This is a genomic window from Metabacillus indicus LMG 22858, assembly GCF_000708755.2.
In the GTDB taxonomy this organism is placed as follows: domain Bacteria; phylum Bacillota; class Bacilli; order Bacillales; family Bacillaceae; genus Bacillus_P; species Bacillus_P indicus.
This window is the reverse complement of sequence record NZ_JGVU02000006.1, coordinates 520,780-533,801: the sequence shown is the minus strand read 5'-3', so window position 1 is coordinate 533,801 and position 13,022 is coordinate 520,780. Positions and strand designations below refer to the sequence as shown.

10 protein-coding genes are annotated in these 13,022 nt (G+C 42.6%); 7 read left to right on the top strand and 3 right to left on the bottom strand.

All coding sequences use genetic code 11. From position 1 onward, the window contains the following. Positions 1–64: 64 nt before the first annotated feature. Positions 65–1,096 (top strand): UDP-glucose 4-epimerase GalE, encoded by a 1,032-nt coding sequence (gene galE, locus AZ46_RS17080; protein WP_029284851.1) that lies wholly within the window; start codon positions 65–67, stop codon positions 1,094–1,096. 89 nt (positions 1,097–1,185) lie between these two features. On the opposite strand, the gene AZ46_RS17075 is transcribed toward galE, so the two are convergent. Further along, on the bottom strand, positions 1,186–2,304 hold the full coding sequence (locus AZ46_RS17075) for a hypothetical protein (RefSeq protein ID WP_161781221.1): 1,119 nt from the start codon (positions 2,302–2,304) through the stop codon (positions 1,186–1,188). Then, entirely contained in the window at positions 2,305–3,069 is a 765-nt protein-coding gene (locus AZ46_RS17070) for a hypothetical protein (RefSeq protein WP_029284849.1), read from the bottom strand. A gap of 386 nt (positions 3,070–3,455) precedes the next feature. On the opposite strand from AZ46_RS17070, the gene AZ46_RS17065 reads away from it, so the two are divergent. The 4 genes from AZ46_RS17065 to AZ46_RS21075 are packed head-to-tail and all read left to right on the top strand — an operon-like array spanning position 3,456 to position 10,733. Continuing rightward, positions 3,456–6,668 carry a dynamin family protein gene (locus AZ46_RS17065; RefSeq protein WP_029284847.1) on the top strand — a complete coding sequence of 1,071 codons (3,213 nt, stop codon included), beginning with the start codon at positions 3,456–3,458 and terminating at the stop codon, positions 6,666–6,668. Positions 6,669–6,671: 3 nt separating this feature from the next. Further along, on the top strand, positions 6,672–8,573 hold the full coding sequence (locus AZ46_RS17060) for a dynamin family protein (protein ID WP_029284845.1): 1,902 nt from the start codon (positions 6,672–6,674) through the stop codon (positions 8,571–8,573). Beyond that, positions 8,570–10,366: a dynamin family protein gene (locus AZ46_RS17055; RefSeq protein ID WP_029284843.1), complete on the top strand. Its 1,797-nt coding sequence runs from the start codon at positions 8,570–8,572 to the stop codon at positions 10,364–10,366. Before AZ46_RS17060 ends, AZ46_RS17055 begins: the two co-directional genes overlap by 4 nt. Next, a complete protein-coding gene (locus AZ46_RS21075; RefSeq protein ID WP_051865657.1) occupies positions 10,344–10,733 on the top strand; it encodes a DUF3892 domain-containing protein in 390 nt (129 codons plus the stop codon). The genes AZ46_RS17055 and AZ46_RS21075 overlap by 23 nt, the downstream gene beginning before the upstream one ends. Before the next feature lie 208 nt (positions 10,734–10,941). Here the strand turns inward: AZ46_RS21075 and AZ46_RS17045 are convergent, their stop codons facing one another. Then, positions 10,942–11,241: a hypothetical protein gene (locus tag AZ46_RS17045; protein ID WP_029284840.1), complete on the bottom strand. Its 300-nt coding sequence runs from the start codon at positions 11,239–11,241 to the stop codon at positions 10,942–10,944. A 70-nt stretch (positions 11,242–11,311) separates the two neighbouring features. On the opposite strand from AZ46_RS17045, the gene AZ46_RS22010 reads away from it, so the two are divergent. Together AZ46_RS22010 and AZ46_RS17040 are read left to right on the top strand one after the other, a co-directional pair. Beyond that, positions 11,312–11,476 (top strand): antitoxin VbhA family protein, encoded by a 165-nt coding sequence (locus AZ46_RS22010; protein WP_161781220.1) that lies wholly within the window; start codon positions 11,312–11,314, stop codon positions 11,474–11,476. Between the two features lie 265 nt (positions 11,477–11,741). Next, positions 11,742–12,992 carry a S1C family serine protease gene (locus tag AZ46_RS17040; RefSeq protein WP_235728233.1) on the top strand — a complete coding sequence of 417 codons (1,251 nt, stop codon included), beginning with the start codon at positions 11,742–11,744 and terminating at the stop codon, positions 12,990–12,992. Positions 12,993–13,022: the final 30 nt, after the last annotated feature.

Sequence of the window (13,022 nt, the reverse complement as noted above, 5' to 3'; positions counted from 1 at the left end):
TATATCTATTATTCATATGAATTTGCTTTTTAAAATGAATGTTTCGAAAGGATGTTATGATTTAATGTCTATTCTAGTAACAGGCGGAGCCGGATATATCGGCAGCCATACATGTATTGAATTGCTTAATGCAAACTATGAAATTATTATTTTGGACAATTTTTCAAACAGCAGTATGGAATCGTTAAACCGTGTGAAAGAGCTAACGGGCAAAACATTTAAAGTCTATGACATTGACTTGCTAGACAGAGAAGGCGTAGATAACGTTTTTGAAGAAAATGATATTGAAGCCGTAGTGCATTTTGCGGGCTTAAAAGCTGTTGGGGAATCGGTCGAAAAGCCTATATATTATTACTATAACAACATTACTGGAACACTGATTCTGACAGAAATCATGCAAAAACACGGTGTCCATAATCTTGTCTTCAGTTCATCTGCAACGGTTTACGGTGTTCCTGAAGAAGTTCCGATTTCAGAAGGATTTCCTTTATCCGCCACAAATCCATACGGCCGCACAAAGCTGATGATTGAAGAGATCCTGGGAGATCTATATGTGTCCAATAACGAGTGGAGCATTGCCTGCCTTCGTTACTTTAATCCAATTGGAGCGGACAAAAGCGGTCTGATCGGTGAAGATCCGAAGGGTATTCCGAATAACCTGATGCCGTACATTACGCAGGTTGCCACAGGAAAACTGCCTGAGCTGAAGGTTTTCGGCAATGACTATCCTACAACGGACGGCACCGGTGTGAGAGACTACATTCACGTCGTCGACCTTGCAAAAGGGCATATCAAAGCACTTGAAAAGATACAGTCAGCTACAGGTGTGGAAGCTTATAACCTCGGCACTGGCAAAGGATACAGCGTACTTGAGCTTGTAACCGCCTTTGAAAAAGCATCCGGCCAAAAAATCCCTTATTCCATTGTCTCCCGCAGACCAGGGGACATCGCCGAATGCTTCGCTGATCCAACAAAAGCCGAGAAAGAGCTTGGATGGAAAGCCGAAAAAAATCTGGACGAGATGTGCCTCGATTCATGGAGATGGCAGGAGAAGAATCCGGATGGGTATGCTGTGAAGGATGAGGTTCGGGTTTAAGTAATTTAGACGAATAGTAAGTGATTATAGATAGAAGTTGAAAAGCCCGCAGCTGTTTATATAAAGCTGCGGGCTTTTCATATTTTCTTTTAATCCATAACGCCAAAACTATAAAGGTCAAGTTCACTGTTTTGCAGATGCTCCTGTATTTCTTTATCGATTTTAAACGTTTGTTTGGTTTTCTTGAAATCTTTAGACATGTCATATTGGCTGATGTGGGTTTTCTCTTCGTTCATTATGTATAAAAACGTTCCTTCCATACATATCGAATGAAAACTTTTGCTGTAATCTGTTTTCAGATCAGGGATTTTCTTCTCCGTTACGGCTCCGGTTTTTTTATTCACCAGCAAACTGTCACCGGTAAGACCGATAAATAAGAAATCTGTTTCTGTTTCCAGATAGGGACTGTTGAATGAATAGCTGCTCGTATAGTCACCCTTTAATTTGGTTTCCCGATTGAGTTTTCCATTCAGCGAGTATTCAAGCAATGTGCCGTTTGGGTTCAGCAGAAAGATTTTTTCATCGTAAACTCTTAAGAAAGACACATCGGAATTAACGAAATCCGGATTATCTGATTCCATTAATGGTATAAATTTTTTCTCCTTTAGATCTGCTCTGGCTAATAGGATCTTTTGTGTTTCCTCGGTTCTGTCTATTCCCGCCACATAAATTCCGTTCTCAGTTACATCTCCGGCTAGAAGAAAAATATTATATAAAATATTGTCTTCTGCAAGAGTCTTATTTTTCACATCCAAAATTCGGAATCTTGTTGAATAAATGCTCGTATTTGTCTTCTTGTCTTCAACAAATCCCTCATTAAAAAAGGAGAAAAAGTCATCATCTGCCATCTTTCCGTAGATGGGATAAGCATTGTAGTAGGCAGCTGGATTAGCTGATTTTACAACGCTGTCGTCCCCAATTCTTTTTGCACCTTCTTTTTCATTAATAAAAAGATCTTTCTTATAATGAATAGGATGTTCCCAAGTAGTGTTAGTGGTAGGAAAGACAGTAACTTCGCCATTCTCTTTTTGCAGAAAAACGTTTCCTTTGTCCATAGCACTTGTCATTCCAGCAATTTGTGGAATGGTAGACGGATTTCTGCCGATGTTGAAAAAGAAACTTGTATCGGTATGCTCTGAGCTGACTGCTTTTGAACAAGCAGATAGTAGTAAAGAAAACATTATAAGTGTGAATATTGATTTATTCATTTAATTAACGGTCTGATACACCCATGTGTTGTTATCTTTTAAAATATCATTTGGATAAACCCCAGATCCGCCATTTGCATCAAGATCAACTCCGGCATGCTTGTATGCAGCCCAAACCAGCTGAGAGCAGTTTGCTGCTTTTACTTTTGTTGATTTGTTAGATATAAAATTGTAATTATAGCCTTGCCCCCAAAACTCTTTTGATCTGGCAACTGCTGTGTCAGCTGTTGCTTTCCCCACATTAACACCTAAGATGACAGAGCCCTTTTGAACCTTTGTTGACTTCGCGTGATCCCATGTAACTCCTCTTCCGGGATTCGCCTGGGTCAAACTATTTTCAGTTCCATAGATTCCAACGTGTCCGTGCTGAACACCTACTGTTGAACTCTTTGAATGGAATATCTTCCCTGCATGAGCCGGAGGAAGTGTTACCCATACTTTCGGTGCTCCTCCAGATGCAGCGTAACCTTCATCTGCCTCTTCAAGTGCTAATCTATATTCTTCATAACTAGCATTTAACTGATTTAATAATACTTCATCACTATAAGCAATGCGGTTGTCTCTAAGGTACTCAATCGTATCGTTTTTTAGTTGCAGCATATCCAATTCCGGATCCAACTTTATGAACTGGATTAACTTAGCTTGAATCTGAAACGCGATTGGAAGCTCTGAGGCCTCCACCTCGTTTGCGTTAACTCCCCCTAATGAAAACACGCCAACTGCGGCTGCTAATATAAATCCATTCAACTTTTTCGTCAATTTCATAAACTTTTCCTCCCTCATTTTGATTAATCACAAGAAATAGGAATATGAGCTCTGCGAATAAATATTTTAGGTGTTTACGCCTCCTGTTCTACTAAGCTTTATTTACCAGTTTAATCATATATTGGTAATATTTAACTCGTCAACTATTTTTTTGAATAAAACTAAACATTTTATATTATCTTTACATTAGGTTAATATTACTAACATTTTTAAACGAATCTAGTGTTCATTATGTTAAACTGTTAGGCTTACTACTAGTTTCCTCCTAATGAGTAATGGAGTATTAGGTCTATGTATCTACGCGACTATTTTTTATTTTTAATAGTTCCTTATTCCTAACAAATTGATTAAAATAGAACTATTACAATACCAGGAAGGTTTACTAAATGATGACATATGAAGATTGGAAGAAACCTGTTCTTGCATCACTGAATAAACTGCATAAATTACTAGAGGGTAGAGAAGATTTACATAAGACTACGGTAAAAATAGAGAGAATTATGGATAACTTGCAGGAGCCCCCGGTTGTCATGATCTTCGGGGAGTTTAATGCAGGCAAGTCCACCTTTATTAATGCATTGCTGGGGGAAAAGATATTGACTTCGGACGTTATACCGGCGACAGCGGTTGTAACAAAGCTGAGGTATGGAAAACGGAAGGAACTGGTCGGACATTTTAAAGACGGCTCAAAGAAGGTGATGCAGTCTTCCCAGCTTGAGGAGCTGTCTTCTGAGAAAAAGGAGCAGCGGAAGCTCAGGGAGTCCCTGCACTATCTGGAACTGAAATTGAACCATCCTATGTTAAAAAAGATGAGTTTAGTTGATTCTCCGGGGCTGAACTCCGGACACGACCACCACACGGCTGCAACAGAGATGTTCATGGATATGGCTGAAGAGGCTTTTTGGGTATTTTGGTACAAGAATGTAGGACTGTCGAGTGAAATGGAATCAATTCAGCAGCTGATTTCTATAGGCATTAAACCTGTTGGAGTTGTAAACGGTATTGATCAGCTAGATGAAGAACAAGACGATCTTGATCAATATCTTGAGTACTTAAAAACGAGACGGCTGCAGGGAGTACTTAATCGAGTAATCGGTATATCCGCATTGGAAGCGCTTGAAGGTCAGGTGAACGGAGACCCGGATCTGCTTGAGCTTAGTAATTGGGGCGAGTTGCAATCTGTCCTCAGTCAGCTGAAAGGGAAAGAAGATGTAAAGAAAGCCAAGCTTCTGAGCCAGATTACCGAAGCATTTGACGAAATGGCTAAAGATCTCACGGCGAAACTGAAAAAATATCAGTCTGCCGGCCTTGAGCGGTCTGTAATTGAAATAATAAAGAGTGCAAATGATTTAAGAAAGCTCGATAAAGAGCAAGCCAATCTCTCCATCTGGATAGAGCAATTGTCAGCGGCAAACGGTCTTTTTGACAAAAAAGAAAAGATCGTCCGGATTGACCAGATGGATAGAGAGATGGAGCGTTTTGCATCTGTATATCGGGAGATGAAAGGATCAGACTCTGTCATAAAGCATGTGATGGGAAACTGGGAATCATTAAAGTCGGCTATTATTTCCCAAAGGGAGGCTGCAGAACAGTATAACCGTGTATACGAGGATGTTTCCGGCATGAAAGCAGAATTAACAAATCACTGGAACCTCGTTAAGCAGTCCAGGTTCTTTAAAGGGAAAAAGATGGCTATCCTGCAGGAGAAAACGCAGGACTACGAACAGAAGGCAGCTGATCTTTTGCAGATGAAGCTGAAGGTTGAGAAGGGCAGGGCTGACTTAAAGCAGGAGAACTCGTCTTTTCTGCAGTCGCTCCAGCATCGTGTACGGACTCTCAGGGCTGATCAGGCTGAGCAGATTAATCGTTATCTGGAAAAAAGAAATCAGCTCTATCTCAAAATGAAAGCTGTTACAAAAGACATACGTTACGAACACGTGTATCAGCTATGTATTGTAACTGATTTCCTCAAAGAGGTTCTGGATATTGCATATGAAATTGGAGAAGATGCCGGCTGGTTTGTTTTAAAGCGGGATGAACATCTTTTAAGCGGCACTTCCTTTCATTTCGAACACTTTGAACAAGCCTATGCCTATGCAAAAACAATAAATGCTGATTCAAACATGGCCTTGGCAGAGAAAAGGTTGACCCCCTTTGGATTACTGGGCGATCCTATATTCGGCAAAAGCCCTGAACCGGAAAATCTTTCTTTTGACATTGCAAAGGAATATAAAGCGCACCGCCGTTCCCGTAAAGAAATGCTTATTGTTGGGGCTCTGCTTCTCATTCCTATTACAGGGGCCGTAATGGATGCATATGGACAAGAGAAAGCCGAAGTTTATGAGGAATATAGTGTGGATGATTTTGAAGAAGAAATAGAGACAGAAGAGATGCTTGCTGCTGAAGAGCCAGTGGAAGAAGAAGTTTCAGAACTGCAGCAAATAGAAGACTGGCAAATTGCAGAATTTATCGGAAGTCTTAACGAAACGGTTCTCTCCAACGGATCCTCCGGACTTGATTCTGAGCACTTCGGCACTGAGACCGCTTTGGATTCGTACTTGGAATATATTTCAGATGATGAAAAAAGTCTCGAAGGCCTTGATTACGAACTGCTTTCTGTAGACAGGTCAGACCCTGGCGCTCTTGTGGCAGTCATTCAGGAGAATCAAACATTCAGCAATGCTTACACGAAAACGGTTTATGAAACAGAAGCCACATACAGCATGAACCTGGATGATTACGGACAACTTTCCATTGTTTCTTTCTCGTATGAGATTGTGGACACAGAGGAAGAGTCATTGATTAATGTCACACAATCTGAATTAAAGTCGTTTTTCAGCAACTACTTGGAAGATGCGGAAATGGAATACAACACAAATGCTGATTCCACTTCTAAGTACTTGAGCATGGATGCCTCCATAGCCAGCCATTCTTTTGCTGACGGGCTTGACGGATATATTCTTTCGTTCGTAACAGCAGACATCGTGAGTTTTGAAAAAGTAACGGATAATCAGTTCAAAGTGAACACATCTGAAGAGTTTATTCTTGTGAATTCTCAGAATGAAGAAGAAATCAGTGTGACAGACGAACGCGAGTACACTGTGGGGTTCTCAGGCAGTCCATTAGACCTGCGAATTGATCATGCCTCGCAAACGGACACCACTCATACTGTCACGAAAGAAGCAGCGTATAACCTTCTCGTTAATCCGGAGAATGTGAAGTCGGCCATAACCAAATTTCAGAAATCCTACATTGATGCATATAACGTGAATGACTTTTCTTATGTCCGTCCGCTGTATGACGAGGAAGGGGAAGCCGTGACAGAGGCAGAAACAAGGATGCAGACGCTGAAAGAGAGTGTAGAAACGATGGAGCTTGTCACCTATGTTCCTCATACTGTCACTCCGGTAGATCAAGATTTTTACAGAGTAGATGTAACAAGGCAGCTGAACTACATACAAATCGACGGAATTGTCCGCTTCGTTGAGTTTGAATCATCCTATTTGATGAAAGTGACACCGGACAGGGAAATTCTTCTGTATGATATTCTATCATCTGAAGTAATCCAGGACGAAGTGATAGAAGATGGAGAGATGTAAATCATGTTTGAAATCAGCCACTACACCAAAATGAAAAAAGATGTTCTTGCAACTCTTATAGAGTTAAAAAGAGTCCTTATGGAAGACCGGCAGCAGGGTTTATCTCTTAAAATAGATGAACTTGCACGCCAGACAGCAGACGATAAGTTCCAGATTGTCGTAGTAGGTGAATTCTCGAGAGGGAAGTCGACGTTTATCAATGCGCTTCTTGGGAAAATCATTCTTCCGTCAAGTGTTAAGCCGACAACTGCGATTTTAAATAAGGTCGCTTACAGTGAAGAACCTGAGATTAAGCTGAACTACCACGGGAAAAAGAAAACGGAAACCATATCAGAAGAACGGTTTAAACAGCTCACAGCCCCTTTGGAACCTATCTTTGGGGATGAAAGGTCAGAAAAGGAATTTAAAGAACAGGCGGAGCAAATTCAGGCTATTGCCTACGCGGAGATCGGCTACCCGGTCCCTTTTTGCAAAGATGGTGTGGAGATCATTGATACGCCGGGGACAAATGATCTTGATGCGGCACGGGAGGAAGTAACAAACCGGATTATTCCGCAGTCGGATGCGGCTGTTTTTATCCTGTCTGCAACGAAAATTCTTTCCTCTTCTGAGATGAGTTTTTTAAAGGACCGACTGCTCGCGAGTGACATTCAAAAAGTCTTTATCGTGATAAATTTTAAAGACGAGCTGCGGACCGAGGAAGACCGCTTGAAAGTTGTAAAGTACGCACAAGAGCATTTGAGAGAAGTTCTTGGTCATCCGAAAATCCATCTGATTGCTGCCAAACAGGCTTTAAATGCAAGAAGGCAGGCAGGCGGAGAAGTACTGACTGCAAGAGGAAGACCGGTCAGGGTCTGGCCTCTTGAAGAGACTGGTGTACCGGATTTCGAGACTCATTTATCATATTTTCTTCAATATGAACGGGGTGCGGTGAAGCTTTCGAAGCCGGTTGCAAGGGCAGAACGCATCATTAAAGAGCAGCTTGCAAAGCTGCAGGTGGACAAGATAAGTTTTTACCAGAATATTGATGAACTGAAAGAACGCGGGCATCAGCTTGAGCTGCAAATTCAGTCACTTGGCAAAAAAACAAAAGGTGCTTTGGCAAAGCTTGAGATTGAGCTTCAAAAACAGGAAGCAGGGTTGATGGACTGGTACCGAGGCCAGTTAAAAAGTCTGTCACGTACTGCGCATCACACGTTTGATGAAAATAGCCACTTGTCTGTGTCTCAGCTGTCAGGACTTATTGAAGGAACCATTGCCCCAATGGAAAAAGCCATCCACCTTGGCAGACAAAAGAGAATGAAAGAAGCCATAGCTTCTGCTTCAGCTATCATCAGCCTTGAGCTTGAAAAAGAGTGGATGGATATGAACAAAGGATTCACTGACCTCATACAGGTGGAAGAACAAAGTGAAGGATTTTTCCTTCAGCAGTCGTTTTCAGGATTTTTGGCAGAGGCGGCGGAGGAATTGGGAGATGCTGTTTTTACCAGTAAAAGCCTTGCAGGATCGATTCTTGCGGGAGTTGGTCTTATTGCTACAGGTCTGGCTGCCGGGGTTGCCTGGCTGTTTGGAGCCTTTGATGATCGAAAAGGAAAATTGAAACGGCAGATTGATCAGCGGTTCACGGTGAGTCAGGCTGAAAAAACGGCAAGATGCAAGGCGGAGTGGAAAGATACTGCTTCAGCCGTCATCAAAACTTATAAGCAGACCATCGCTTCTGAGATTGCCAAAAAACAGGCTCATCTTGAAACGGTGATTAAAAATTCGGATATGAAGGAAGACGACATTCTGGAGCGGTTACAGAAGATAAATGAGATGGAAACAAGGCTGCAGTCCATAATGACTGATCTGCAGCATCATAGAGAAGGCTTCTCATCAAAAGAAAAGGCTGGTGCTCTCAGATGACGGCCAAGGAAAAGATTCTTCAGGAAATCCAGAACATACTTGATGCTTTTAATCCGGGTGAAGACCGCTGGAAGCATGCTTTGACGGGTCTTCAAACATTAAGAAAAGATATTCTGGAAGCATATAATTCAATTGTAGTTGTAGGAGAGTTTAAGAACGGGAAATCCACGTTTATTAACGCTTTGCTCGGTGAAAATTTGCTTCCGGTCGACGTGACCCCTACAACTGCGGCCCTGCATGTTTTAATGTGGGGAGAAGACCGGAAGCTCCATGTTGTGAAAAGAAACGGAGAGACAGAAACAGGTACTCTGGACGTTTCAGCGCTGCAGCCATTTTCTGCAGGATCTCATTCTCATGAAGATGATATTAGCTATCTTAAGGCAGAAATCCCGGTAAACATCCTTAAAAACAGGGTGGTGCTGATTGATACTCCCGGTGTGAATGACCTGAATGAACACCGGGCTGAAATTACGCACCAGTTTATTCCCAAGGCGGATATTATCTTTTTTATGTTTTCTGCAACCGATCCGTTAAAGAAGACGGAGCAGATTTTTATAAAAGAGCATGTGATGAAGTACGGCAGTGGAAAAGTGGTCTATCTTGCCAACTTTATTGACCGCCTGGAGGAAGAAGAGCTGGAAGAAACCATGACCTACCTTTCCAGAAGGCTGACATCGGTCACAGGCGATGACTCTCCGGTCATTATTCCTATCTCTTCTCTGGAGGGTCTAGATGCAAAGCTCCGCCAGGATGAGGAGCTATATGAATCTTCCGGCATGAAAGAAGTGGATGAGACGATACATGCCATTCTTGCGTCTCCTGGCAGGGAAGAGGAAAAGAATCTCAGATACAAGGCCCGTTTTGAATTTGAACTGAACGTTCTTCAGAACAGGCTGGATATGGAACGGGAAATCGCGTCCAAAACAGCGGATGAGGCTCAGGAACAGCTTTTCGCTGTACAGCAGTGGCTGAATCAGGCTGAGAACAGGGATTCGCACCTGACGTCATACATTCACGAGCGGGAGGGAGAAATTCTCTTTCTCATCCGAAAATCGCTTGCCTATTTCGAGACCCGTCTAAAAGAAGATGCGGAGGACCGTATTCATTATTTTCAAGGGGGAGACCTTCATACTTTTGTCCATTCGCAGCTCTTGATTCATATCAAATCACAAGTGAACAGGTGGCTTGAAGAATACGGGGAATACATCCACCACCTTCTTCATAAGCTTGAAGCTGAAGTGGCAGCAGGATTGAGCCGTTCCTTTTCAAAGTCTGTCAAAATTGAATCCTATCAGGCCAGCCGCTTTACATACCGCCAAATGAATGACCTGACTGTGCCTGAGGCCGGAAATGCAAATGTAAAAGCAGGACTGATGATTGGCGGAGCCAGTGCCTTTGCACTTGCTCTTGGAGGAGGTTTTCTCATTCCCGTGATCGGAATGGCCGGGCTTCCGTTTCTGCAGAAGACTCTTAACGATAATAAACTTCAGCAGCTGAAACCCGAACTGAAGCTGCAGATGGATGCCTACCTCTCTGCTCTTGTACAGGACTTATACACATACCTTTCCGAAAAAGTTGTGGAAGCCATTGATCAATGCGTGGCCCAGTCCCTTGTTGCTTTTCAGAAAGAAATCTATGCCATGACGTACATGATGGAAAAGAAACTGAACGACCGCACGCAAAGTAAAGAACATACAGATGCTGAGATTCAGGCAATCGATGATCTTTCTAAAATGCTGACTAACTCAAAAGAAACCGTAGGAGGATACCATGAACGAATTTCTAACCGGTGATCCGGCACCTCTATCCGACCTGTTTGATGCTGATTTTTCACACTCTCAAAACACTTCTTTGCTGGTAGGGAGTGAAGGACCTGCTTTTGTTGGACACACTGTTTCAGATCTAGTTAACATTCAGGATTTCTTTCAGCACGAAGATCCACTAAAACAGGCTTTTAAAATGTCTTACGATCCTTTTCACTTCCATACCGTAGAGCCTCATCTGGTAAAGGGGTACTTCAGACAGGATGGAACCTACGTGGAAGGCTACTTTAGAGATGGTGACGGCAATACCGCCGTCAATCTGACAGGCGAATCAGGCGGCGGATACATAAGGTCCAATCCTGATGGGGTGAAGTGGAATAATTTGAACGGGGGTTAAAGGACAGGTGGCTTAAACACAGAAGAGGCTACTCCATCCAGTACTGATAATGATTTTGAAGTGAGAATATAAGGAATATCAGGGTCAGTCCCTCACTGCACTAAAGAATGTGAGGCTGGCTCTTTTTTGTGATGCTTTTTAGAGGTGATATGTTATTAACTTTAATTCGACATACTTCACTTCGCAAATAAAGTGAAGACGCATTGTTTTATTGTGAAGAACCAACTCCATCAACTTCAAAATCGTTTAGATAATCGACCATCACTGAATACTCTTTTGTTTTGTCCTTTTTTTCATAACCGTTTACAAAAGCCACTCCAACATCATCGTTCGTTATTTGGACATCTGTAACGACAAGGTCGATATCCTCTTTGATCAGCATAAATTCTATTGCTACATTGGATGCCATTTTTTCAATCTCTTTCTTTTCCATTCCACCCTCCTTGCTGCACCCGCTGATCATGAACACCGAAAGAAAAATGCTTATCATTATCTTACTGTTAATCATTTAGACCCCACCTTTTTAACAAATTTTATATAATAAATAGATGGATAAGTAAAGGATGTGTAACCGGTATATGTTTATAAAGAAAGCATTGGAACAGGCAAAGACCAGCATCGAGCTCGAAGGGAATAACGTTACTGCCGAACAAAAAGAATTGGTGGAGAAGGTTATCAGGAACGAAATGACTGGTGATGAATTTAATAAACGTGTCCTGGAGCTGGTTAAGAAAAAAGGGTGAATAGGATATTACTGATATTAGTATGCATGTCAATCTTTTGGTCAAACCACAGATTCGTTGAATCTGTCATTGTTCATTATAAACGCATACTGTGTAAAGGTAAAAGTTGTAAAATAAACGATGCTCTTATACAATAAAACTAGTAAAATAGTCCTTTTTCGGGGGTGGCGTATTGTATTGTCCGAAATGTGGCAGTCCGGTATCTGAGCGGTCTGCGTATTGTACAGGATGCGGAAACAAAAGGAAGCAGAAGGCAGGCAGGGGATTGTGGGCTTTAACCATCACGATGCTGCTCATTTGTGTTGGGGTCATCGGATATTTAGGGCTGGAATTAACGGAACAAAAGCCGGTGGAGAAAATGGCGGCGGCAGAAAAAACGATCAGGGAGCAGCCGCCTGAATCCCAAGTGAAAAAGGATCCGGTTAAGAAACCGGAGGCGGTGCCGGCAGCAGCGGAAGTGGAAAAAGCCCCGAAAGAAGTATCGGAGATCATCCAGGATGCACAGCCAAAGGTGTTCACGATTTTCAGTGATTACAGCCAGGGATCCGGCTTTTTGATTAATGGATCAGGTGACATTTTGACAAATGCGCATGTTGTTGAAGGCAGTCTGGATGTCACAGTCCGAAGCAGCCAGGGGGAGGAACTGACGGGTTCGGTCATTGGCTACAGCAATGAAGTGGATATTGCGGTAATTAGAGTGGCTGGGCTTTCCGGTCAGGAGCCGCTGGAACTGGAGCTTGGAGAACCTTCTAAGTTAGGGGACGAAGTGATTGCGCTTGGAAGTCCAAAAGGCTATGAAAACACCGCGACCCTGGGTAATATCAGCGGGGTGGGCCGGACATTCTACATTCCTCCTCATGAATACGAGGGGATTTATCAGATTTCAGCTCCTATTGCTCCAGGCAGCAGCGGAGGGCCTCTCCTTGATAAAAATACTGAAAAGGCCATCGCGATTAACTCTGCACGCGATAACCAGGAGGTCAATATCGGCTTCAGTATTCCAATCTATAAAGTAATGAACCAAATCACAGACTGGGTCAATCAGCCGATGACGGCAGAGGAAGTTGCCGCGCTGTTCTATACAGTGGACGGACTGTATTTTTATCAGGATCTATATGATAACGAGTACTATTTTGATGGCGGAGAATACAGCGAGGAGTTTGAGGATTCCGGAACTCCTGAAGATGAATACTACGATGAATATGAATCCGAAACACCTGAAGATCCATACTATGATGAGGATTATTCGGATGATGAGTACATTGAAGAATATGAAGATGTCCCCGCAGATGAATACAGTGAAGATATGTGGGATGAACCGGCTGAAGACATGCCTGCAGCCGAAGACGAATATATAGAAGAAGATCCCGAATATCCGGATGGATACTATGAAGAGCCGCCGGTAGAAGAAGTACCTTTTGAAGAAGAACCTTCCGAAGAAAATCCGGAACCTGCTGAGCCGGCAGATTCTGAATCAGAAGGAGCTGAAGAAGTCCCGGGCGGTGAAGGGTTTTAATAAAAAGGGGGTCAGTCCCGCGTTGCATTA